General features: G+C 33.8%; 30 protein-coding genes and 1 tRNA gene. 7 read left to right on the forward strand and 24 right to left on the reverse strand.

From position 1 onward, the window contains the following. Window positions 1-2: 2 nt before the first annotated feature. The 4 genes from LNQ34_RS04010 to LNQ34_RS04025 all read right to left on the reverse strand — a co-directional run bounded on the left by LNQ34_RS04010 (window position 3) and on the right by LNQ34_RS04025 (window position 2,932). Window positions 3-1,472: a phage terminase large subunit gene (locus LNQ34_RS04010; RefSeq protein ID WP_229998727.1), complete on the reverse strand. Its 1,470-nt coding sequence runs from the start codon at window positions 1,470-1,472 to the stop codon at window positions 3-5. A gap of 39 nt (window positions 1,473-1,511) precedes the next feature. Continuing rightward, window positions 1,512-1,814, reverse strand: a complete 303-nt coding sequence (locus LNQ34_RS04015) for a hypothetical protein (RefSeq protein WP_229998728.1) — start codon at window positions 1,812-1,814, stop codon at window positions 1,512-1,514. A 318-nt stretch (window positions 1,815-2,132) separates the two neighbouring features. After that, window positions 2,133-2,235 (reverse strand) — tRNA-OTHER (locus LNQ34_RS04020). Between the two features lie 70 nt (window positions 2,236-2,305). Then, the gene (locus LNQ34_RS04025; RefSeq protein WP_229998729.1) at window positions 2,306-2,932 is read right to left on the reverse strand and encodes a terminase small subunit; all 627 of its coding nucleotides are present in this window, start codon (window positions 2,930-2,932) and stop codon (window positions 2,306-2,308) included. Between the two features lie 149 nt (window positions 2,933-3,081). Between LNQ34_RS04025 and LNQ34_RS04030 the strand changes: the two genes are divergently transcribed. From LNQ34_RS04030 to LNQ34_RS04060, 7 genes are all read left to right on the forward strand, one after another. Then, window positions 3,082-3,387 (forward strand): hypothetical protein, encoded by a 306-nt coding sequence (locus LNQ34_RS04030; RefSeq protein ID WP_229998730.1) that lies wholly within the window; start codon window positions 3,082-3,084, stop codon window positions 3,385-3,387. A gap of 50 nt (window positions 3,388-3,437) precedes the next feature. Beyond that, entirely contained in the window at window positions 3,438-3,659 is a 222-nt protein-coding gene (locus LNQ34_RS04035; RefSeq protein WP_229998731.1) for a hypothetical protein, read from the forward strand. Window positions 3,660-3,718: 59 nt separating this feature from the next. Further along, a complete protein-coding gene (locus LNQ34_RS04040; RefSeq protein WP_229998732.1) occupies window positions 3,719-4,363 on the forward strand; it encodes a DUF3560 domain-containing protein in 645 nt (214 codons plus the stop codon). Between the two features lie 95 nt (window positions 4,364-4,458). Continuing rightward, window positions 4,459-4,653 (forward strand): hypothetical protein, encoded by a 195-nt coding sequence (locus tag LNQ34_RS04045; protein WP_229998733.1) that lies wholly within the window; start codon window positions 4,459-4,461, stop codon window positions 4,651-4,653. A 759-nt stretch (window positions 4,654-5,412) separates the two neighbouring features. Next, window positions 5,413-5,724 (forward strand): hypothetical protein, encoded by a 312-nt coding sequence (locus LNQ34_RS04050; RefSeq protein ID WP_229998734.1) that lies wholly within the window; start codon window positions 5,413-5,415, stop codon window positions 5,722-5,724. Window positions 5,725-5,759: 35 nt separating this feature from the next. Further along, a complete protein-coding gene (locus tag LNQ34_RS04055; RefSeq protein WP_229998735.1) occupies window positions 5,760-6,389 on the forward strand; it encodes an SOS response-associated peptidase in 630 nt (209 codons plus the stop codon). 12 nt (window positions 6,390-6,401) lie between these two features. Then, entirely contained in the window at window positions 6,402-6,716 is a 315-nt protein-coding gene (locus tag LNQ34_RS04060) for a hypothetical protein (protein WP_229998736.1), read from the forward strand. Between the two features lie 11 nt (window positions 6,717-6,727). On the opposite strand, the gene LNQ34_RS04065 is transcribed toward LNQ34_RS04060, so the two are convergent. The 20 genes from LNQ34_RS04065 to LNQ34_RS04160 form a co-directional block, all read right to left on the reverse strand. Continuing rightward, window positions 6,728-7,066, reverse strand: a complete 339-nt coding sequence (locus tag LNQ34_RS04065) for a hypothetical protein (RefSeq protein WP_229998737.1) — start codon at window positions 7,064-7,066, stop codon at window positions 6,728-6,730. A 22-nt stretch (window positions 7,067-7,088) separates the two neighbouring features. Then, window positions 7,089-7,595: a hypothetical protein gene (locus LNQ34_RS04070; protein WP_229998738.1), complete on the reverse strand. Its 507-nt coding sequence runs from the start codon at window positions 7,593-7,595 to the stop codon at window positions 7,089-7,091. 659 nt (window positions 7,596-8,254) lie between these two features. Further along, window positions 8,255-8,728, reverse strand: a complete 474-nt coding sequence (locus LNQ34_RS04075; RefSeq protein WP_229998739.1) for an ASCH domain-containing protein — start codon at window positions 8,726-8,728, stop codon at window positions 8,255-8,257. Further along, entirely contained in the window at window positions 8,725-9,015 is a 291-nt protein-coding gene (locus LNQ34_RS04080; protein ID WP_229998740.1) for a hypothetical protein, read from the reverse strand. The genes LNQ34_RS04075 and LNQ34_RS04080 overlap by 4 nt, the downstream gene beginning before the upstream one ends. A gap of 4 nt (window positions 9,016-9,019) precedes the next feature. Then, window positions 9,020-9,286: a hypothetical protein gene (locus LNQ34_RS04085; RefSeq protein ID WP_229998741.1), complete on the reverse strand. Its 267-nt coding sequence runs from the start codon at window positions 9,284-9,286 to the stop codon at window positions 9,020-9,022. Window positions 9,287-9,490: 204 nt separating this feature from the next. After that, the gene (locus tag LNQ34_RS04090; RefSeq protein WP_229998742.1) at window positions 9,491-9,871 is read right to left on the reverse strand and encodes a YopX family protein; all 381 of its coding nucleotides are present in this window, start codon (window positions 9,869-9,871) and stop codon (window positions 9,491-9,493) included. Next, window positions 9,864-10,304 carry a hypothetical protein gene (locus tag LNQ34_RS04095; protein WP_229998743.1) on the reverse strand — a complete coding sequence of 147 codons (441 nt, stop codon included), beginning with the start codon at window positions 10,302-10,304 and terminating at the stop codon, window positions 9,864-9,866. The genes LNQ34_RS04090 and LNQ34_RS04095 overlap by 8 nt, the downstream gene beginning before the upstream one ends. A gap of 10 nt (window positions 10,305-10,314) precedes the next feature. After that, the gene (locus LNQ34_RS04100; protein ID WP_229998744.1) at window positions 10,315-10,593 is read right to left on the reverse strand and encodes a hypothetical protein; all 279 of its coding nucleotides are present in this window, start codon (window positions 10,591-10,593) and stop codon (window positions 10,315-10,317) included. After that, window positions 10,586-10,930, reverse strand: a complete 345-nt coding sequence (locus tag LNQ34_RS04105; protein WP_229998745.1) for a coiled-coil domain-containing protein — start codon at window positions 10,928-10,930, stop codon at window positions 10,586-10,588. Before LNQ34_RS04105 ends, LNQ34_RS04100 begins: the two co-directional genes overlap by 8 nt. A 4-nt stretch (window positions 10,931-10,934) precedes the next feature. Continuing rightward, window positions 10,935-11,468 (reverse strand): DUF1643 domain-containing protein, encoded by a 534-nt coding sequence (locus LNQ34_RS04110; protein WP_229998746.1) that lies wholly within the window; start codon window positions 11,466-11,468, stop codon window positions 10,935-10,937. A gap of 57 nt (window positions 11,469-11,525) precedes the next feature. Next, complete coding sequence (gene dnaN, locus LNQ34_RS04115; RefSeq protein ID WP_229998747.1) at window positions 11,526-12,641, reverse strand: DNA polymerase III subunit beta; 1,116 nt, start codon at window positions 12,639-12,641, stop codon at window positions 11,526-11,528. Window positions 12,642-12,716: 75 nt separating this feature from the next. Next, window positions 12,717-14,189 carry a DNA cytosine methyltransferase gene (locus LNQ34_RS04120; protein ID WP_229998748.1) on the reverse strand — a complete coding sequence of 491 codons (1,473 nt, stop codon included), beginning with the start codon at window positions 14,187-14,189 and terminating at the stop codon, window positions 12,717-12,719. Further along, window positions 14,170-16,767: a DNA methyltransferase gene (locus tag LNQ34_RS04125; protein ID WP_229998749.1), complete on the reverse strand. Its 2,598-nt coding sequence runs from the start codon at window positions 16,765-16,767 to the stop codon at window positions 14,170-14,172. Before LNQ34_RS04125 ends, LNQ34_RS04120 begins: the two co-directional genes overlap by 20 nt. Further along, on the reverse strand, window positions 16,751-17,005 hold the full coding sequence (locus tag LNQ34_RS04130; RefSeq protein ID WP_229998750.1) for a hypothetical protein: 255 nt from the start codon (window positions 17,003-17,005) through the stop codon (window positions 16,751-16,753). Before LNQ34_RS04130 ends, LNQ34_RS04125 begins: the two co-directional genes overlap by 17 nt. A gap of 68 nt (window positions 17,006-17,073) precedes the next feature. Beyond that, window positions 17,074-17,511: a hypothetical protein gene (locus tag LNQ34_RS04135; RefSeq protein ID WP_229998751.1), complete on the reverse strand. Its 438-nt coding sequence runs from the start codon at window positions 17,509-17,511 to the stop codon at window positions 17,074-17,076. After that, the gene (locus tag LNQ34_RS04140) at window positions 17,504-17,728 is read right to left on the reverse strand and encodes a hypothetical protein (RefSeq protein WP_229998752.1); all 225 of its coding nucleotides are present in this window, start codon (window positions 17,726-17,728) and stop codon (window positions 17,504-17,506) included. Before LNQ34_RS04140 ends, LNQ34_RS04135 begins: the two co-directional genes overlap by 8 nt. Before the next feature lie 53 nt (window positions 17,729-17,781). Further along, window positions 17,782-18,759, reverse strand: coding sequence for a P-loop NTPase family protein (locus LNQ34_RS04145; RefSeq protein WP_229998753.1), 978 nt, complete (start codon window positions 18,757-18,759; stop codon window positions 17,782-17,784). An 11-nt stretch (window positions 18,760-18,770) separates the two neighbouring features. After that, complete coding sequence (locus LNQ34_RS04150; protein WP_229998754.1) at window positions 18,771-19,484, reverse strand: DUF7833 domain-containing protein; 714 nt, start codon at window positions 19,482-19,484, stop codon at window positions 18,771-18,773. Window positions 19,485-19,489: 5 nt separating this feature from the next. Further along, window positions 19,490-20,650 carry a DEAD/DEAH box helicase gene (locus LNQ34_RS04155; RefSeq protein WP_229998755.1) on the reverse strand — a complete coding sequence of 387 codons (1,161 nt, stop codon included), beginning with the start codon at window positions 20,648-20,650 and terminating at the stop codon, window positions 19,490-19,492. Next, entirely contained in the window at window positions 20,650-21,243 is a 594-nt protein-coding gene (locus LNQ34_RS04160) for a hypothetical protein (RefSeq protein WP_229998756.1), read from the reverse strand. The genes LNQ34_RS04155 and LNQ34_RS04160 overlap by 1 nt, the downstream gene beginning before the upstream one ends. Window positions 21,244-21,245 lie beyond the last annotated feature (2 nt).

The following is a 21,245-nucleotide window of genomic DNA, read 5'->3' on the forward strand; positions in this document are numbered from 1 at the left end:
ATCTAATAATTTACTGATTTAATTGTTTCTGCATTTGTGGTATAAGTTTTAGGTTTTGAGTTATGAGCAATATGACCATACCTTGCACTATCCCATATGTGATTGAATTTGTCTAAAGGTTGATTAATTGAAATACCTGCGATTTCACGCATCTTATAATTCTGTTGTTCCTTTAAAGCTTCCTTATATAGATGATTTTTCACAATATGAATCTTCTTCTTTTTCATTGAAGCCAACCAAAACATAACTGATTTAGTTTTACTTATTTTGTAAGCATTGATCCATTTAAGTTTTTTTAAACCCTTAACCATCTCAACAGTTCCCTTGTTTTCTCCCGTATATTTATCGGCCGAATCACAAGGAATAATATCCTTTGACTTATCAATTCCTAAACTTTCAAGAAGCATTGATAGTGCTTCAGGAGTTTCAATTGGTTCATAACTTAATGGTTCAATCCATATGTTATATTCATCTTCGGCATATTTAACTAAAGTGTTTGGATCAGTAGTGAAGCCAAAGTCATTTGGATATATCGGAGCTTTATCCTCTGGAAACTTATCAATCCATTTTACAAATGGAAAAATCAATCCTTTCATTGCACCTCTTAGACCCAGACCATAAATTCGCCAATAACTTTCATCAGCAGTACCATTCCTTATATTTTCAGGATGTGGCAACGGTTGATTGGTCGGAGATAACGGTTCAACCTTATTAGTTTCTTTATTGTAACATTGAATAACACCGTCTTTGACAATGTATGAACCCGGTTTCCACGGTTCAGTAATTAGAATTTCGTTTCTTTCCTGAGCAGAAATGAATTTGTTGTCTTTAAATGTTGTTCTTAAAAATGCAACATCCGGACGATTTAGGACACTATCAAAGAACCAGTGTTCTGTAAAAGATGGATTGTAATCAGCCCACCAGAATTTTCGACAACGCATCTTAACCTGGTCAAATACTGATTTCTTGATAAACATAACCTCATTAAAGAATGCATAATCACACCCACCACCATGCTTTCCATCACCAATAAAAAAGATCTTACTATTGCCAATCTTAAATGATTTTATTTCATCATTATCTTTGAATTTGTTTGGCAATCCATAGTCATCTAATCGGCGCTTGAAGTCATCATAAAGAGTTGTCTTAAACTCATTGTAGGTTTCACGATAGATATTGATTGTGCAGCCTTTTGGTTCATAAAACAAGCATAACCAAATAATAATATCAATCCCGGACCACGTTTTACCTGAACGAGATGATCCTTCAAGACCCGCGCCACGATATCCGGAAACTAATTCTGATTTGCCATCAATTTCTTCATATTTTTGGTTTTGAATAGCATTGAAAAGTAAAGTATAATTCGGATTTGTTTCCTCATCAACAGCAGTAAGGCGTTTACGTGACATATCAATATCACGTGCCGCCAAAAGTTCCTCTAATTCTAATATTTCAGAATCTGTTAATGACATTCATTTAAATTGGTTAACTATATCTTTGAAATTGATTAATTATCTGCAACTGTGCGGCATTGGACCGACGATACCTCCGCAGGGACAGCGAAAAGATTTTACTTCTGTAGGCTTTAATTTTTCTTCAGCTTTAATACTTCCAATTTGCATACCTTTTAAAGCTTCTGAGGCCTTAAAACCAGCATCGAAAGCTTTAGTTACAACCTCATCAATCTGTGAAGACTCACATATAACTACTTCACCATTTTCTACAGCATCCAATACAGCGTAACCGATCATTTCCGGATTAATGGTTTCTCTTCCTTCGACAATAATGCGCCCGTTTACAATTTCTATATTCATCTTTTTGGTAGTTTTAATTTTCACATAAAGTAATTTCACATCTGGTTTACTGCAATTACAACTTATAACTCATCGCATAACGCAAAACGGTCCAGATTATCTACGTGCCACACCAATAATCCACGTATCATAGAATGATTTAACGATCGCCCGAATGGTTCTATGTCCTGGCTTATCAGGATGAAATTACTTTATATTGAAAATTGATTAGCTTGTTTCATTTTTCACCGCCTATCTTACTTACAATTAAGAAACACTTTCGCATTTATTACCTCTTCCTACTTAGTGCTTTCGGCAGCTACTTTATTTTGAGTGTTGTGGAGAAGATCGGAATTGAACCAATGACCTCTACTTGAATCTACCTCGTACGTAGTACTTTCGATTACTGGCGTAGTGCTCTATCCAACTGAGCTACTCCCCCATCATTTTAGTTATACAAAATAACAATATATATTAGTTAATACCAACATATATTGTTATGAATTTTTCAATTAGACTTTACCATTTAGCTTTGCCATTAAAGCCGCAATTCTCGCCTCACGTTTGTCCGGATCCATAACTTCACCTGGATTCTTTTGCTCATTGTCCTTTTCATAAAACCCAATGTGCTTATTGATTTTTTCAATAGACCATTCCTTACCATGAAGCTTAATCTCAATACCATACTTAGTCTGCTTTATCCCTTCAATACACATCTTTTGCGATTCGGAAAGCTTATCAAACGACTTTATCCTTAGCTCAGTACGCTTTTCAATTATCGTCGTAACAACTTTATTCTTTCCGGTCCCGGACGTTGTAGTTACCGGAACATCATATTCATAGTACTCGACAAACTCATCGATTCGCGCCCGGCGAAGAATATCCAAATGACGAAGCATCTCTTCAGAAGTGATCTTAAACTCCTTTTTCGCGATATCAGCCACAACCGATTGCAATTCTTTTACCCTTGCCGATACCTTGCTATTACCCAACACCCTACACGCTGCTTCATGAATCGATTTATCAGACTTATTCTTATACGAATATCCGGCCTCTTTGTACGCATCTGACTTAACCCCTAACCGTACATATGCCTGCGCAATAGCCTCTTGTAATATGGTCAAATTGTTTGTTTTCATCGGTCCTCATTTAATTTACAAAAATAACATTTTAAATAATTTAATAACAAAATATGTTAAAGTTTACAATTCTCTTTCACGACACAAAAATGCGTCGTATATTTGTATGGTAGAATTGAAACAATTATTAACAATTAAATTTTAAAACAATGATTACTACAGAAGAGTACGAAAAGGCTCTCGGTATTGTAAATGAGTACCATGAGCAAATTAGATTAGAGGCGATAGAAGTTAAAGAACTTATCAATCGCAAAACTGAAGAAACGTTCAGGAATTTAGAAGATGTTCAACCTGGCGACTTCGTAAAATGTGTCAACGTACACGGCGCAAGTAGCTTTACAAAGGACGAAAAGTATGAAGTACTAAGAGTTAAATGGACACAGTTCGAGATTACGAACGATAAAGGAGTAAAGAAGTGGCACCGATTTTCAAATAAACACTTCAAATTAATTTAAACTTACTAATCAAGGGAGGTCGAAAGACCTCTCTTTAAAAACAAAAATCGATGATTACAATAATAAAATATACATTCAAAAGAATCATTATCTGGTGGAAAGCCGTAATACTTGGATATCCATATTACAGAATTAAAAGCGAAAAAGGCGATGATGGTGAATACATTACCGGCTTCACTTATAGAAAAAGAGCAAAAGCAATAGCCAAAGAGACTGGAGGAAAACGCTTTATTGACTACAGTTTTATTATTCACGAAGAACAAAACAAATAATAAGAAATCAGCAACCCGTCGTTAAGGACGGGTTTAAACAAACCTTAAAAAATAACATCATGAATACTTACTCAAAATATGCCCCTAATGTCTTTGTTGCAAAATGCCCTGAAATGCACGAAAAAGGCGAAACAATAACACTTACTACTAAGTATGGCAAAGAACACGATTGCATTGTGTTTAATCTAGTTGCGAAAGATAAAGATGGTAATTTCTTTTATTCAATCGTCTGGGCAGATGGCTTCAATTATCAAGAATATTGTAAACAGAAAGCCGATCGATACCAAAAATGGTCCGCATCTGCTGAGAAAAAAAGCACTGAATATTGGGAAGCTTCCCACGAAGGCAAAGATTTCCTTGTATTGGCCGAACCAATCAAAATTGGACATCATTCTGAAAAACGACATAGAGCGTTAATTGAAAGGAATCATAACAGAATGAGTAAATCAGTTGAGCAAACCAAAATAGCCGAACAGCACGAAAGTAAAGCTGACTACTGGAATCAGAAAGCACATCTAATTAATCTGTCGATGCCTGAAAGCGTAGAATATTATGAGTACAAAGTGGAAGAAACAAAAGAGCGTCATGAAGGTCTTAAGTCTGGAAAGTACGAACGTACACACTCTTTTTCTTTAACCTATGCGAAAAAGGCAGTAAATGAAGCCGAAAAGAATCTGGCCACTGCAAAAAAGCTTTGGGAATAAGTTATCAAAAAAAAACCTCTCGAAAGAGAGGTTTTTACCTTTTGTAGAAAGGAAACTTAATTATTAAAATTAAATTTGGCACAAATATACACATTATGGATCCAATTGAAAAAATAAATAAAGTCTTAGATGATTTTGGAATGAGCGGAGTTAAAGCGGCCGAAGCAATGGGAATTACCTATAACACTTTTAGAAGCAAAAAGACCGGGAAGAATGAACGCCATTCATTCAATGAGAAGAATTACCAGGATCTACTTTCCTTTATAAAAGATCTAGCAAATAAGCTTTAGGCAATAAAGAGAAATCCACTCAAAACAAAAGCTATTAGAAAGAAATAAATCGGTAAGAATTATTTGCTTTTTATTCTAAAAAGTCTATATTTTACGGTTAAAAAAACACTCCTAAACAACTTATATTACTGATATTCAGCAATATAAATATTGTATGAAAAATATCTCAATTTTTCGCTGTTGTTAAAAACTACGGGCAATTGTGAACAAGTTAGGCTTTTATTTTCGACAGAAAAGAGCCAACTTTGTAGTCAACGAAAACCAAAAAAAAAGCCACAGCCTTGGAACTGTAGCTTTTTATAAATCTTGTTAATTATGGATCTTCAAAACCCACAAGATTGGTTGACTTTTTCATCAATTGTTTTAAACATTATCAGTACAATGTCTTATGTTGTACAAATGTGGAAAAAATAATAAAATTGTCATAAACCGATTTGCTCAAAACCATCCTCATTGAGGGTGGTTTTTATTTTACAAATATATACAAACAAAACATATGTTCTCAGTTTAGGAACAAAAGTTAACTCTATTTTTATCAACAATAAGTGCTTCTTTTTTTTCATAACTAGAATCTTTCCTTACCACTTCTACAATAACATCACTTAGATATACTTAAAAACCTTACTTATCATTTACTTCAGTAAGTCCTTTTTTATCTACTAAATAATCCTACTCACCAATTTGTTCCAATTTAGAACACTCGGTACAAATGCACTTGTTATAATCTATGCTAATTTTGTACCAATAAATTATTGAGCCATGAATAGCAAAGTAAAAAACGAGGTGGAAGCACACTTATTGAAGGCTTCTGGATTAGGGGAAAAGAGTGTCGGATATAAAGCAATCAAACAATTATTCTTAAATGAAGAATCGAGCCTAATGTTTAATCATGTATTGCTACTTGATATTAGAAGAGGTTGTATTTTGCTTGGGTTGGATATTGAATTGGTTCGAAACAAAATAGTACTCACTGAAGCTGCAATTATTAAATACTATGAAAATGTAATGCATTTAAAAGCTCCACCTTCAGAAGAGGAAAAAAGTTATTACGAACGCCGCAAAGGATTATAAGCAACTTTTTGTAAATTAGTGGAAAAAAGATAGTTATGTGTTATTATGTTGACCAAAAATCTTCAAGACGCGATGTTAAAATTAGATTTAACATTGCTGTAAATGATACGGGAAATTTTTACGAAGGAATGTTTGTCCGTGGATTCGATCACCCAAACTTGCCGATTATTACAAATAATAACTCCGATTTTGTTACAACTGACGCAACTTGGGGATTAATCCCATCATGGGCAAAAGACGATAGCTTTCAAAAAAAAAAGACTTTGAATGCTCGAATTGAATCAATTCATACTAAACCATCATATAAAAATATAACTTCCAATAGATGTTTGATAATATCAACAGGGTTCTATGAATGGCGATGGTTAGACGTAAAAGGTACTAAAAAAGAAAAGTACTTTATTTCCTCCCAGATTGACGAAATATTTTGCTTTGCGGGATTGTATGACAATTGGGTCAATCCACTAACTGGGGTTAATTTTAAAACATTTACAATGGTCACGACCGCTGCCAATGAACTTATGCGTTATGTGCACAATCATAAACAACGTATGCCGATTATTTTAAAACGAGAGGATGAATTGTCCTGGCTAGATCCATCCAAAAACATTTCCGATTTCGCATTGCCATATGAGAGCAAAATCATTGCTTTTCCAACAACTTAAAAAATATAATCAATGGACTTTTTTAATGGAATGACGAATAATGCTTTTACAAAGTACTTTTTGGAGGAATTATATTCTAAAACCAAATTCGTGCAGCACGATGATTCAGACGAGTTCTTCGATCCGGAACAAGAGTATGGAAAACATATTCAAGAGACACAGGCCAAATTGAATGCATTAATAAGACATTCAATAAATCAATCCGGAAATGCTGCAGGTGAAGAAGAAGAAACCAAGCTGTTTAATGAAAAGAGAACAGAACTTTTTAAAACATTACTTCCAGAAATCGATAATTACATTGACAAAATAGAAGTTGATTACAACTAAATGAAATTTAGTTAAAAATTAATTGTTATATCCTTACCATCAGAATCAATTTTTATTTTAGATTCCATTGTAAATGAAAAATATTTGCAAATCAAATCATACACTTCATCAGGAGTATAAGTATTGTAGTTAATCTCATCCCTACTTTCAAAATTAATAGTTATTATTGTCGTCAAACTAATCTTTTGTAGCATCTCGCGAGAAACATAGTCAGCTTCGTTGTCTAATTCTATCCCAAAATATTCAATAATAGGCCTGTCTTTTACAATCAAATTAACTACGAAATCCACAGATGGTTCGATTGGAATTTCTTTCCTGTAAGTTTCAAGTATAATTGTATTATTCATCATAGGATAAATATAATAAAAAAACTTAATTATGTTTACTTTTTATTTTCTTCTGAACGTAAAGAGTATCGACAACTTTTGCAGGAGAATAAATCAACTTGTTTTGGCCTTTGTATGAAGTATTATGTTTGGATTGTTCCTCCTCTGAGCCTGGGAGGGTTGATGTATTTTCTCTATATTTTTTTTCTACATCGATAATACTATTTACTCCTCCAATCGCACCTAAAATAAGCACAGGCCAAAATGTGTAAAACTTTAGTCTTGACATCAAACTATCGTAATACTCCTTTCTTTCTAAATTTTTTTGCTTTTTATTTTTTGCTTTGATGTATTTTTTCCAACTCCCAATTTGCAAAACCTCCTGCCCTAATACTGTAGACTCATATATTTCAGTGTTAACGCGAGGAGTATTCAAATATCCTTGGTTTTTTAAAACAACGGCGCATTTTATTTGCTCCCAATCTGTAATTGGCTCACAGTATCCTGTTCTTTGAATAATCTCGAATATTTCTTCAGCAATGTCGTCATTCATAATCGCACTTTATTAGATTAGATTTAATTACATTTTAAATATAATAAAAAAACATCCAAGTATAAAATTTCTTGGAAATACGTAGAAATTCAATATAAACTAATAACTATAAATTTGATTGCGACATTCGAAAAAAATAGAATAACATGTAATAATATAAAACTACTTTAAATAGCAATTATTGTCTTATTTTTACCAAACTATAGAAAAATACTTTGAATTAGCAAGTCGAGTTCTCACAAAATATTGTTGATAATTAAGTTTTAAGATTATTCACATATAGCCTATCTTTGAAATTCTAATGAAAGTCATTAGCTGCCAAAAAAAAATGCTAAAGGTTGCAGCCTAAAGCATTTTCGAAAGGTTGAATTACTAACCTTAAATATATAACCCAATGATCGACATTAGTTATCTTATTTTATTACTAGGAGTTTCTGGTAAACTTCTACGTGAGCTCAGAAAGTATCACGAAAAAAAAACCAAAAAGTAATTTTATTTAAGCCCCCATTTTATTTAAAACAAAATGGGGGTTTGTATTTTTTACAATACAAAAGTAGTACTATTTTTTTGATTACAATACCCCTTTAATCAAAAATAACTATTAAATTTAATACATTAGATTTAATAGTTATTCATTTATTACACACAATAACAATCTGTTAAAAAACTAATTCCTTATTATATTCCCACAAAGAAAGCTTTCCTTTTACGTTTAGGATTGGTTTGTCATAAAGAACCGGATTAGCCAACACCCAATTCCAGATTGGTTTACCTTTGTATAGTGGAACACCTTCAACTGTGGTTCCGATAACCTCCGTTTTCTCGGCCCAAATAGAAGGATGATTTATCACGCAATCAATAATTTCAACTTCTCCAATAATTTGAGAAGTTTGTTTGTATGATTCAAGCATTTTAAAATCTAAATATGAATCAATAAATATTGATGCTTGTTCGTCTGTAAATATTTTATAAGGCTCTTTTGCAGGAGAGCCAGAAGCATGAACATAAATCCTACCACGAAAATGCGTTTGCCAGGTTCTATTTTCAATATCCTTTATCCCTAAAAGTGGATTATCTACTCTTGGTGTGCAAATCAAATGTGCCCACGGTTGTTTTATTGATAGTGTTTTCATGAATAAGTGATATTATATAAGTTCAAATCAAATCGATCTTCATCAAAATACTTTGCAAAAATCTTTTTTACTCTAGTTTTGTAGCGTTCAAGTAAATCAATAGCTTTTGGAGTATAAATAAATCCGAGGTCTATTTCGGAAAACTCAAAATCTCCAAATTCTTCGTCAGTTGGCTCTCTTGTATACTTTTCAATGCCAACCATACTTTCTAAAAAATCATCGATCATTTCACTTAGAATACAGTTTAGGTCCTGCTCACTTTTAATTTCAATTCTTTTATTTTTCATGATTTTATTTTTTACTATTCCACATTTGTCTAACATTATCCATTTTATTAAAATGTTTCGGAAGTTCTTTTCTTATAGTTTCAAATAGAGATATCAAACCTTTTTCTTGTGGCCCCAAAGTTGATTTCCCTAGGTGTTGGTAAAACACCTTCAAAAATGCATCTGTACCATAAACAGTAAGCTGTTCTAATGCTCTTGCTTCAGATTCTGATAGTTTTAAAGTAATATTGAACTCCAAGTTCGCATTTGAAATAATATTATTTGTATTCATAATTCTAAATTTTAAGGTGTTTGTTTAGATATAATTCTGAGCATTTTTCGCAAAGACATTCGGTTCGATCATTGTATTTGTCTTCGATCATGGTCCGGCTCAAACACTCGTCTGTCCATCTAAACTCAGATTTACAGTTAATGCATTTGTAGTATTTAAGAACTGCTTCAACCACAGGAACCGGGTTTTTAAAAACAACTTTCATTATTTTACATCAATAAGTAATTCTGGATGTTCATAAATGTTTCCAACAATTTCACCATGTAAAAAAGCATCTTCACTAAAAAAATCAGAAGGATTATCTTGTCCCGATTCATTAAATCCAGCTAATAAAAACATATAGTTACCTTTCGAAAGCCTATAAAATTTACCTCTGTATTTTACAATATCATCTTGACAATATGTTTTCCCATTTTTATCTTTTAGTCCTAAAAACTGCATTAATGTGCCGAAGCATAATCCAGTCTCGTAAACAAATTGATGAATACTTTTTCCAAGTCCAACCTCTTTAATATCTTGGTCGAAATCATGAAACATCTTTTTACTTTCCGGATTATACGATCTGAATTGAGGTATTCTAGCCATGATTTTGCTGTAATTTTAAAATTTCGTAATCTATTTGAGCGGCAGTTAAAGCTCCTGCCTTTACAAGTTCTCTAATTCTGTCTTCTGGTGTTGGTTTAAAGGTTTTTTCATCCCATGGCCACGGAAAAGGTGCGGAATCTCTTTGATCAGGATCAACTAAATAACAAATTGCTGCATCTGCCAACTCATTTGTTGCATACCATTCCGGATGTTGTTCCTGAACTTCTTTTGTCCATCCTAATTCATTGATCTGTCTCTCACGCTCAATACTGATCATTTCAACACCAGTTATGGGATTATTATCTAAAAACTCTACTTCGTTCGCTATAAAAGCTTTTACAATCGCTTTTGCATCATCACTTAATAATTGAGAATTTGATATATTATCAAAAACCTTTTTTAAAATTTCCATATTCTTAATTGTATTTTCCATGATTACTTTTTTAATATCGTTTTCTGTAATTACGTTGAGGTTTGTTGATGTACTTCGACTTTGGCTTATCAAACTCATGGGCACTCTTTAAATGATTAAAAGCTGTTGCTAATTCATTAATGTTAATTTCATTTAACTCATTGACCTTTTGTAATTGATTTGTTGCACGTTCAAATGCCTGCTGAAAATCAATAAGTGTAACCCCAGCTTCCTTTGCTAACCTTTCCATAATTGAAATCAATTTACCCGTGTCGGGGCCGATGGCTATAATTTTAACATCTTCACTCATTTTCAAGCACTTTAAGTTTGTCTTTTAATTCAGTTATTTTTGAAGTATTTCTCGCTATAACTTTATTGGCTGAGTTAATGCTTTCATTGGCCGAAACAATATCGCCTTCCGCCTCTTCAAGTTCAATCTGAAGATCTTCTATTTCACTTTCAAGTTCAACAATGGTCTGTTCCTTTTCACCACATTCTGGGCAAATAACAGTTCTAGGATACCATTTTTCAGAACCTACTCCATCGTTGAGGTCAAACCAGTTATCACATTTCTGGCAAGGTGTTGGCATCTCCATATCATCAAATTCAGAATGTTCATATTCAAATTCACCGTCTATAAATTCCATACTTCTAAAATTTAAAGTTAATTTCTACTACTTTTTTTGGTTTCAAATCTCCTTTCAAGTAAAGAGGATGCTTAGGAGTTCCATCGTTTGAAAATTCGATATAGTGCAAATTTTCAATACCCTTCAATGGTCTATAATTGCTACTCATTTTTTTTTCAAGCTTACTTAAAATAGGAGAATTGCCCCATGCAACTACAACACTCTCGCATAAGGAAGCCATTTTATCAAGCCAGTACTTATTATCGACTCCAATTATATTTTCAGAAGTCAAAAGACTTTTAGGATCAGTTGCACGGTATGCGAATAAATTCCCAATATACAATCCACCAAAACCCCAACTTTTAGCAAAACCTACACATCTACGAATTGTCGGATCATCATAAGTTGCATCAGCTGTAGACGGATTAAGCATGATAAACATTACTAATGGCTTAGAATCATCCCATTTTCGAAATAAAGTGTATCTGAATTTTTCGCATTTAGAAATAACAGCGTTTCGGGTTGAATCAACTTTACTATCATATAGCGGTAATTCCATAATTGTATGATTTAACAGTTAATAAAAAACCGCCCTAATTAGGGCGGCAGTAAGTGTTTACGAAATAAGTGTTGGCATGATGAGCATCAGAGTACTCTCTTCTTCAGATTCACCATCGACCGGCGTAATTATAGCTGCTCGATTTGGATGCGAAAACTCAAAATTTATTTCCTCACATGATAAATTACTGATCATTTCTAACAGGTATTTTGAATTAAAACCTATTCGAGTGTCATCGCCTTTGTAGCTGCAGGTTAAACGTTCATTTGCTTTGTTTGAGTAATCTATATCCTCTGCAGACAAATGGATCTCATTTCCGTTAAATCCTAAAACAAGCTGTTTGGTTGTTTTGTTGGAAAAAATGGCAACACATTTTACAGAACTTGAAAGTGTTGATCTGTTTATTAGTGCCTTATTTGGATTATCTACTGGGATTACCGCTGCGTAATTTGGGTATTTTCCATCCACAAGTCGACAAATAACTACATAAGCTTCAAAACTGAAAATTGCATTTGTCTGATTAAATGAAATGTCAACGTCGATATCCAGTGAAGAAAGGATTCCTTTTAAAACGTTCAAAGGTTTCTTTGGCACAATAAAATCAATCGGCTCTGGCATTACAACATCCCTTCGCGTATACCTTACCATCTTATGCGCATCTGTCGCAACAAAGTTTAATCCGGAAGCAGTAAACTGAAATAAAACCCCCATCATAATCGGCCGTAAATCGTCGGTACCGGTTGCAAAAACTGTTTTACTTACAGCCTTTGCAATAACTTTTGAGTTTAGTTTTACAGACTGAGCATTTTCAATTAAAACCGGTTTTGGAAATTCTTTTGCCGGAGAATAAGCAATTGAATAAATTCCGGATACTGAGGTAATGTCGATTGTGCTGTTCACCAAAACAGATAGCGCTAATGGCTGATCCGGAAATGATTTTAAAATGTCAATCAGCATTCTGGCCGGTACCGCAATAGCACCTCGATCAGTTGAGGTAATTTCCATTGTAGAACTAATTGTTGTTTCGAGATCTGAAGCGGTAATCTTCAATTGATTTCCATCAATATCAAATAAAAAGCAGTCCAGAATTGGAAGAGTATTTGATGAATTGATTACGCCCACCAATACCAATAGTTTTTCTAGTAAATTTTTACTGTTTAATGTTAGAGTCATAAGTTTTTAATTTTAGTTAAATATTGTTTTGTGTGTTTAAATTTTTGATAACATGAGTTAAGTTCTACCGGTACGTTAAGCTGCAGTTTCTAATAGATATTGTTCTAACGTATCATAAGTACATTTTGAAATAGCTTTTGCTTGCCAAACGTCGACAGCATTTCCAATTTGCTTTTTCTGATGCTTTTGGTTACCATATAATTTGTAATGTTTTGGAAACCCTTGAATCTGCAATAATTCCGGTATCTGCATCATTCTCATTTTAATATCTACAATTCCATATTCTCCCATTATTGCCTTTAGGATATACAATGGAGCTTTGTCTTGTCTTGCTATTATAGTTGGGGAAGATTTATCAATGGATGTGGTATGACCACCGTGAGAAGGATTTAAAATAAACGTCAGAATATTTTGTTTTGGGTTGCAGGTTACAGCTCCGGACGGTTTATCAATTGATGAGAGGTGCCCAGTCTTATACTGATTAAAGATCAGCTGAATAATAGCAAATCTATCATTACATGTTACAGTTCCAGATGTCTTATTTATCGAACTATAATTATCTCCAGTACCATAATATTTAAAAATGAAAGTAGATTCATTCTCTTTAATAGCTTTTGCGATACCCTTTGCAATAACGTCCAATGTATTATTGGCGAGCGGTTTTTTCCTATCAAAAATACTTTTGCCCTCATCTTCTAAATTAAGCACTTCTTTTACAGCCTTCCATTTATCCATTGGAAAAAGTGTACTTTCTATTTGATCCTTTGTATGAGTTTGTTCTGGCCATGCCACAGGATATCCTTTTGACACAAATTGAACAAATAGACGTTCCCGGGACTGATATGAACCATAATTTGCAGCGTTAAGGACTTTGTGGTCATTTTTGAAACCGAATGATTCAATTTTTTTTATCCATCGTATATAGTCTTTTCCAGCAGTTCTCGATTCCGGTTTTCCATTCTCATCAAGTGGCCCCCAAGACATAAACTCTCGAACATTCTCAATCCAAAACGAAACTAGGTTCAAATGTTCCAAATACATTGGCATGTGATCAGCTAAACTTCTACTATCAGCGTCTCTTGCTTGACCTCCCTTAGCTTTACTGTAATTTGTACATTCTAAACTTGCCCACAGTTTTAATTTTGAATTTGGAAATGCTCTTTGAAGTTTCTCTGCAAAATATCTCAATTTTATAACTACTTTAAAATCTCGAATATCTTCTCTAAAATGTAAAGTATGAGGGTGGTTTCTGGCGTGTGCTGCAAGTGCAAAAAAATCATGATTTACACATGAGGCAACAATTGATTTAGTTCCAGAATGATGAATTCCTGTTGAGGTACCACCAGCACCACAAAATAAATCGAACCAAAAGAGAATGAAATCATTTACATCGTGAATAGTTTTAACATATGTTATAAATATTGAAATCTGCATATTTAAAACTGCTCGCTCACGAAAAGTAAAATGATTTTTTAATAGATCATTTGTTCGTTGTTTATGACGCCTTTTTTGTAAAGGCTTTCTGTTTTTAAGCGCTGATGTTGTCATATTCTAAATCAAATAAGGTTGGGACATTCTGTTTTAGTTCCTCTGATTTTAGGTAATTGGCACCATCCAAAAAGTAAGTTGGATTAAGTTCAATTCCATATCCGCGACGGTTCTTTTTTATAGCTCGAAGTGGTACCGTCATTAGTCCACCGAAATAATCCAAAACAAGATCTCCCGGATTACTCATTTGTTCAATAACTCGATCAGCAATATCAAACTGCATCGGACAGATATGCATTTCTTTACCCAAACTCCACTGAGAACCATTCAAAGTCCTCATTCTTGTAATATCAGTCCATACTTCTGGCGACCAACTCTGCGGCTGTAGTAACATAAATCCTGAAGGTAACTTCCCTTGAATCTCAAGATTTTCTGCAATCTTAACTACCTGTTCAAAATCCCAAACTTCATTTATACTGTAGCTTCTAAAAAGTTTAAATATTTGATCCGCTTCAAGTTTAGCAACCTCATCAGGAATTAAAAGTCTCTCTCCGGAACTACGAGTGTAACCGTGAGCATCCATTTGCCAGCGGGCTCTTGAATATCCATTGTTATTGAATTCACTACTATTTTTATCAAACTCTCGCTTTTCTTTTACCACCGGAATATCTGCATATGCATTTGTGCTATCACTTGGCGGCTTGCGGAAATAGAGAAGATATTCCGGCATCCCGACCCCCATCTTTGAACCATCTTTACATTGTTCAGTCCATCCCAAGCGATAGGTTTGATTATTTTCGCGAACAACATCTGTTACAATTGTTTTCATTCCCATGTATTCAAAACCATGTTTACGATAATGATTTACAGTGTCAATATGGAAAGGATAAACAGTTTGAAACCCCAACCCAGACAATCCACCAGGTATAATTCTATCCTTAACATGAATTGCTGCAATTCTACCCGGCTGTAGTACTCTAAAAGCTTCAGGCGTTGAATAATCCATTTGATTAAAAAATTCCTCAGTATTTGATGAATGACCATAATCTGCATAGTTTGGCGAATACTCATATTGATTTGCAAAAGGTATTGATGTAAGTATCAAACCAACTGAATCGGATTCAATAAGTGGTAGTTCCTTTATGTTGTCATTTTGTACAGCTGTGTAATTTTTACCTTTGATCTCAATTCTTTCAACTCCTATCTTTCTGGATAAATGTTGAGCCATTGCAGATTGAGATAATCCATATTCTTTGATAATGTTCGTCATTTTAATTACCATTAAGTTGTGTTGTTTCCATTTTCGTTCAAGTTGTTTCCTGATCTCTCTTTCGGCTTCAGTATAGATTAAATCAATTCGGACTGTTCCGGTTTGCCCAAATCTTAAAAGCCTGTGTATCGACTGTATAAAATCATTGAATTTGAAGCCTATGCCCAAGTATATTGCCCATGAGCAATGTTTCTGAAGATTCGTTCCGGACCCTAACATTGAAGGTTTTCCGGCTAATTCTTGTAACTCACCATTCGAAAAGTTCAAAACAATCTCTTCTCTTAATTCTAGTTTTTGACTTCCAAAAACAGATTTACAACTGGGAATTGACTTTTCAATTAGTTTCCTTTCGTCTTCCAAATCATGCCATAAAATTCGATGAGCTGAAATGTCTTCACTTCGCAATTCAAGCATTTTGCTTACTCGATCCTTAAGACTTTTTCTTTTTTCTTTTGCAGAACCTTCCAAGCCAATAGCTACTTCATTGTACATTTGAAACTGGCCACGTTTGTCATTTCCAGCATCGGCATGATCTGAAGCAATTTCGTGCCATCTAATATCTAAGGGAGGCAAAATATATCCTGCATCATCATTCTGGTTACCGGTGATATCTGAAGGTTTAGAAACAAATAAAGCCCAGGAAGAAACCCACAACCAAAACTCTTCTTCTTTATGTGAATGAAGTGTCAATTTATCAGCTTTTGTACTATCTCTTTTGAAAAACCTTGTTTTAGCCTGGCTAACATCCATAACTCCCAAAAAGTCAGCGTATGCTAGTAATTCAATGTAATCGTTTGGTGAAGGGGTAGCGGTAGCAACAAACCGATAAGGAACACATTCAGTTCCCCGGCGATCTCCATTAGGTCCCGCATCACCAGTAAATAATCTCATAAATTCTCGAAATGTTTTAGAGCCACCCAAACCGCGCAAAATTGAAGCCTCATCTAAGCTGGCAACTTGAAACAATCTAGGGTCTAATTTTCCATCCCGAACAGTTTCATAATTGGTAATATAAATTCCAGTTTCGGAAGCGTCTTCGATTCTCCGGATGAATTTTGGCCCGGCATCCCATCCAAGAATATTAACAGCATCTTTTGAAAACTCAGCCCGAACACCCAAGGGAGCAATGATCAATCCACGACCTCCAGTTTTAAGTAACGTGCACCTGATTGCTTCCAATTGAGTTACTGTTTTATGAAGGCCAAACGAAGCAAAACACGCGCGGCGCCCCCCTTCAACGAGCCATTTCACCATAAGTTTGTTATGATTTTTAAGCTTCGGATTGATATCGGAAAGATCTAATTCAAATCCTTCTTTTTGAGCTATTCTAATTTTTGATTGCAGAAATTCATCATACGGCTTTATCATGGTTTGGTGTTTTTTTGAAGTAATAGATCTTATTTCCGTTTGGCAACTCCTTAACCTCTTTGGGCTTTTGATCGCATTTTAAAAAGGAGATTAGCTTTTCATAAGCGTTGATCTCACTTTCACCTTTCATTTCTATATCCGTTTTAGTTGGAGTGTATATTGTTGTTTTTGCGATCCAAACACTTTTAACTATTTTTTCGGTTTCGATTTTTTCTATGTTTAATTTCTCTAAACTCATGTAGATTATTTTCAAGGGTTATTTTAATTAGTTAGCAATAAAAAAGCTCTCAAATGAGAGCCTGTAAATTATCTTCCATAAATTAGCATGAAAGCGTCGCGCTGTTCCTGATTGGTCCGACCTGTAAATCCAGTAATTTCTTTGAAGTAATTGTTTGAAATTTTGTGCTGAGTCGGCTTAACTTTATAATGTGTTATTTTTAAATACTCACACATTTCGACTATCTTTTTTGCAGTCTCGAAATTTGCTCCAGTATGTTCCCCGATTTTAGAATTAAAAGCCGCGGACCGGTCGTGTCTTTTATGCCAATTCGATTTGTTTAAAAACCCACATTCAACATATACTTCCAATTCTGGAAACTGGCTTTTCTTTTCTTTAAAATAATCAAACAATTCGAAGAATGTTAGATTATCAAGCTGCAGCTGGTTTGCGTTTAAAAAAGCTACTCCAGACTTGTCGACATCCGGATCAATTCCGATGAGGTATTTTTCTTTTGATCTACTCACGGTTTAAATTATTTGCTTTGGGTATAGATCCTGTATTTTCTTCGCTTAGTTTTTTAAGAGCTGAATTAATTGCTGTATCAATTCCTGTGAATGGCCTTAAAGTCAAACCAACATCAGATAATGCCACTGGCATTTGCGTTTCCAGATATTCAAGTCCTAATTTTCCAAGATTGTTTTTTATTTCAATCAATTTCTCTATGATTTCATTTTTTACCATTTTACATTGTTCTAAAGTTAGATTTGCTTTGACGAGTTTCGAAGTAACATGGTTCATTTTCGAAATGATTTTCCCTTAAACTCAATAATGTTGAACATTTCAAACATTCTATCGTAAACATGGGCACCATATCTTACTCCACATTCCTGAATTGCATACTTGATATCATCCGGATATGCATCATGAAAATTCATAGTACCAAAAGTTTTCACATTATTCAGGCTTACATCAGAATAATTCTTTTGATGATTATATCGCTTCTCTAAAATGGATTTTACAACATTGGTAATCCCAAAATTTGAAGCATCTTTCTCTCTTTTCATATCATCAAGAAATAAATTTCCCTTTGAATATTTGGAAAAGAACATTTCCTTCTCTTGGCCGGATTTCAAAAATTCGTACTCAGTTACCAAAGATTCAGTTGTTTTAAATTTGAATCGTAATCTGTTCCAGTCGCCAGAAGTATCCCATTTTTCAGAAATTGCCCTTTTAAAATAAAAATCAACCATGTACTGAATTGCTTTCATAACTGATGTTTTACCGTTTCCAACATTTCCAATAAGAAGCAGGCCCTTATTGAAAGATGGAATTAAAGTTTTATTGCCAACAATCTGAATCGAATTTTCACACTGGAAGAATGTTGGGTCACAAGAAAAGTATTTGATTATAGGCTCAATATTTTTTAAAGATTCCTCAGTAAGCACAAAATCGCAATTGTTTAAGTGTTTGTATGCGATTAAAAAATTCTTGTAAATGTTTCTCTTGTCTGGCAGCATTCCCTCTTTGAGTTCAACAATTTTCTTTGAATCTGAGTGAACTTCTTCCCAATATTCCAGTGCATTCTGAAAATGCTGAGCACTCCGTTTAACATTTTTACTCTCAAAAGTTTCAATTTGTTTTAACTCGTTTTCTGATAGCTTACGCGGCTCTTTATCTGGATTTATAAAATTGAAATTATCAAAATCAACTTGCTTTTGTTTTAGAAAATTGTACTTTCTAATACCGATGCTATCGTTAGTAACTTTTTCCATTTCTATGAATTTTAGTTTGTATGAATTAAATCATCAGAGTGATTATTTACTCCTGATTTTTTTGATTTGGAGATTTCACCCGGGAGCCACCGTGAAAAATGTCCAGCATAATCTTGTTTGTTTGTTTTAACATCACACTCAACAACTAATTTTTGATTAAATTTTGACATCCATGCTCCAACATCTTCAACTGCTATTCGATTTTGCATTGCAATTGTTTCCAACCAAGAAGGACTTTCTAAAAGCTCATCTCCAAACATTTCATTTTTTGTTTTTTGTTTTAAAGGTTTTAAAAGGTCTTTACTGTTTTCTTGTTTTATAGTTTTATTATACTCACTATGCGTTGTAAGGTGCGTTGATATGTGCTTTGCAACATGCTTATCAGGTGCTTTTACATGTGCTTTAGTAGGTGCTTTGCAATTTTCTTTCAAAGCAATTATATTGGCAGAATATTGATTTTTGCTATATTCAACTACTTCAAAGAACCCAAATGAGACAAGATCATCAAAGGTTTTTTTATACACTGAGTAACTTTTAATACCAACAGCTTCTAACACCATCGAAGTTGGAAAACCAAACTTCTCTTTCCATCCTAACCGATTACATGTCTCAACTGCGTACGCATAAACTGCACAATGGTTTGGTTTTATATTTTCAGGATTTCTGAATGCATAATCCCAAAAATCCCGCATAAGTTTGAAATAATCTAGTTTATCATCAGCCATGTTTTTTATTTTACAAATGGTACATTAGTTAATTGTCTGCCATTGTTCCAAATAGCAAATCGACCTTCAGAATCAACCTTTATCTGCATTGTTTCAATTTTTCCAAAGAAATTTATATTACCCCCCATATCAACGAACCACCCGATTTTTTTTGTGCCATCTGGATAGGTAAAAATTCGCATTACCCGGCCAACAATTTGATAGTAAAGTGAAAGTGACATTGTAGATCTGGCCATCAATACCGCTTCAAGTCCTGGGTAATCAAACCCAGTTGTCAAGACGCCAACATTAATGAGACATTTTATTTTTCCGTTTTTAAACTGACTTAGAATTCTCTCACGCTCTTCGGTTTTGGTATTTCCTGTTAAAACCTCAGATCCTGGTATTCCTTTTTGAACAGCTCTGGCCTCTTCTAAAAGTGAACAAAAGACTAAAAGATTATTTCTTTTTTTAAGGATAGTTGAAGCTGTTCTTACTATCCTTGATGGCATATCTATTGAATTGTAATATCTTCTTAAAGAAGTTTGAGTAAAATCGGTTCCCGAACTGTTTAACGCTAACTTACTTCGGTCAATAACATCAAAATTGTAATATTCTAACTGAGCCAGAAAACCGGCATTAAATAGAACATCATTTTGCACATAATAAAGTACTTTCTCGAAAATGGCTGGTGTACTTCTGGTTAAGAAAGTAAGCTGCGGACCAGTTGGTGATTGTTCAAGTCGATAAGGTGTCGCGGTTAATCCCAAAACGTTAGCCTCCGGAAAAGCGCGAATAAACTCATTGTACATTCCTGCATCAGAATTAACATTGTGACATTCATCAATAAGAATATTTTTTAATCCTTTGAATAAATGCTTTTTATTAATTATACTACCAATTGTACAAAAAGTAACTCTATCAATTCTTTTCTCACCTGCAGAAGCACTATAAATTGAAGCCTTACCATAATTCAAAAACTTAGCATAGTTTTGTTCCAAAATTTCTTTGGAAGGCTGGAGAACAATTGTTTTGCCCTCCAGTGGTTCCAATATCTTTGCAATTACAACTGACTTTCCAGATCCAGTTGGAAGAATAACCAAACCATTTCCTTTCTCAGTTCCTTTTAGAAAACTAACACTGGTATTAATTGATTCACTTTGGTATGGTCGTAATTGAAAAGCCATTATACAACCTTTCCATTTTCAAAAGCATCATCTTCCTGTGCGAAAGTCATTACTTGTTGGTTTGGATCTTCTTGCGGTGCTGTCTTACCGTTCATATATTGCTCAACCTCATCAACAGCATTTTCAATTCTCTCTTTAAGTTCACTTATGTACAAATAAGCACTAGAATACTTAATTTTTGGAGCTGAAAATTTTATAATTCCATTATCAACGTCTTTCCAACCCGAAAGAATAACTGATTTATTTTCTTCAACTCCGGAAATATTAAAACCAGTTACATGATACTTTTCGGTTTCAATTTCAGCTTCCAATTCAGCTAAAGGTGTAGTATTCTTATTTCCTGTATAAGCATCATCTAAATGAGCAAAGAATACATCTAATTGGTCAAACTTCATCAGTAAGTCATCATGAACAATATGTGCTCCGTTTCTACTTAAAGTATCTCCTTTAGTTGGACCTTTTAAAAGTGCATAAGAATATGTACATAATGCATCTTTGATTGAAGCTCCTTTTATTTCGACTTCTTTATCATTTAGCTTCTCTAAAGCGTTTACAAATTTTTCTGAATCTAATGTGATAGTTTTTGTTCCCATGA

The organism is Flavobacterium lipolyticum, from assembly GCF_020905335.1.
Taxonomy (GTDB): Bacteria; Bacteroidota; Bacteroidia; order Flavobacteriales; family Flavobacteriaceae; genus Flavobacterium; species Flavobacterium lipolyticum.

Bases quoted from the DNA above. Each gene is read 5' to 3' on its own strand.
- LNQ34_RS04010 (WP_229998727.1), bottom strand. From the start codon at position 1,472: ATGTCATTAACAGATTCTGAAATATTAGAATTAGAGGAACTTTTGGCG.
- LNQ34_RS04015 (WP_229998728.1), bottom strand. From the start codon at position 1,814: ATGAATATAGAAATTGTAAACGGGCGCATTATTGTCGAAGGAAGAGAA.
- LNQ34_RS04025 (WP_229998729.1), bottom strand. From the start codon at position 2,932: ATGAAAACAAACAATTTGACCATATTACAAGAGGCTATTGCGCAGGCA.
- LNQ34_RS04030 (WP_229998730.1), top strand. From the start codon at position 3,082: ATGATTACTACAGAAGAGTACGAAAAGGCTCTCGGTATTGTAAATGAG.
- LNQ34_RS04035 (WP_229998731.1), top strand. From the start codon at position 3,438: ATGATTACAATAATAAAATATACATTCAAAAGAATCATTATCTGGTGG.
- LNQ34_RS04040 (WP_229998732.1), top strand. From the start codon at position 3,719: ATGAATACTTACTCAAAATATGCCCCTAATGTCTTTGTTGCAAAATGC.
- LNQ34_RS04045 (WP_229998733.1), top strand. From the start codon at position 4,459: ATGGATCCAATTGAAAAAATAAATAAAGTCTTAGATGATTTTGGAATG.
- LNQ34_RS04050 (WP_229998734.1), top strand. From the start codon at position 5,413: ATGAATAGCAAAGTAAAAAACGAGGTGGAAGCACACTTATTGAAGGCT.
- LNQ34_RS04055 (WP_229998735.1), top strand. From the start codon at position 5,760: ATGTGTTATTATGTTGACCAAAAATCTTCAAGACGCGATGTTAAAATT.
- LNQ34_RS04060 (WP_229998736.1), top strand. From the start codon at position 6,402: ATGGACTTTTTTAATGGAATGACGAATAATGCTTTTACAAAGTACTTT.
- LNQ34_RS04065 (WP_229998737.1), bottom strand. From the start codon at position 7,066: ATGATGAATAATACAATTATACTTGAAACTTACAGGAAAGAAATTCCA.
- LNQ34_RS04070 (WP_229998738.1), bottom strand. From the start codon at position 7,595: ATGAATGACGACATTGCTGAAGAAATATTCGAGATTATTCAAAGAACA.
- LNQ34_RS04075 (WP_229998739.1), bottom strand. From the start codon at position 8,728: ATGAAAACACTATCAATAAAACAACCGTGGGCACATTTGATTTGCACA.
- LNQ34_RS04080 (WP_229998740.1), bottom strand. From the start codon at position 9,015: ATGAAAAATAAAAGAATTGAAATTAAAAGTGAGCAGGACCTAAACTGT.
- LNQ34_RS04085 (WP_229998741.1), bottom strand. From the start codon at position 9,286: ATGAATACAAATAATATTATTTCAAATGCGAACTTGGAGTTCAATATT.
- LNQ34_RS04090 (WP_229998742.1), bottom strand. From the start codon at position 9,871: ATGGCTAGAATACCTCAATTCAGATCGTATAATCCGGAAAGTAAAAAG.
- LNQ34_RS04095 (WP_229998743.1), bottom strand. From the start codon at position 10,304: ATGGAAAATACAATTAAGAATATGGAAATTTTAAAAAAGGTTTTTGAT.
- LNQ34_RS04100 (WP_229998744.1), bottom strand. From the start codon at position 10,593: ATGAGTGAAGATGTTAAAATTATAGCCATCGGCCCCGACACGGGTAAA.
- LNQ34_RS04105 (WP_229998745.1), bottom strand. From the start codon at position 10,930: ATGGAATTTATAGACGGTGAATTTGAATATGAACATTCTGAATTTGAT.
- LNQ34_RS04110 (WP_229998746.1), bottom strand. From the start codon at position 11,468: ATGGAATTACCGCTATATGATAGTAAAGTTGATTCAACCCGAAACGCT.
- dnaN (WP_229998747.1), bottom strand. From the start codon at position 12,641: ATGACTCTAACATTAAACAGTAAAAATTTACTAGAAAAACTATTGGTA.
- LNQ34_RS04120 (WP_229998748.1), bottom strand. From the start codon at position 14,189: ATGACAACATCAGCGCTTAAAAACAGAAAGCCTTTACAAAAAAGGCGT.
- LNQ34_RS04125 (WP_229998749.1), bottom strand. From the start codon at position 16,767: ATGATAAAGCCGTATGATGAATTTCTGCAATCAAAAATTAGAATAGCT.
- LNQ34_RS04130 (WP_229998750.1), bottom strand. From the start codon at position 17,005: ATGAGTTTAGAGAAATTAAACATAGAAAAAATCGAAACCGAAAAAATA.
- LNQ34_RS04140 (WP_229998752.1), bottom strand. From the start codon at position 17,728: ATGGTAAAAAATGAAATCATAGAGAAATTGATTGAAATAAAAAACAAT.
- LNQ34_RS04145 (WP_229998753.1), bottom strand. From the start codon at position 18,759: ATGGAAAAAGTTACTAACGATAGCATCGGTATTAGAAAGTACAATTTT.
- LNQ34_RS04150 (WP_229998754.1), bottom strand. From the start codon at position 19,484: ATGGCTGATGATAAACTAGATTATTTCAAACTTATGCGGGATTTTTGG.
- LNQ34_RS04155 (WP_229998755.1), bottom strand. From the start codon at position 20,650: ATGGCTTTTCAATTACGACCATACCAAAGTGAATCAATTAATACCAGT.
- LNQ34_RS04160 (WP_229998756.1), bottom strand. From the start codon at position 21,243: ATGGGAACAAAAACTATCACATTAGATTCAGAAAAATTTGTAAACGCT.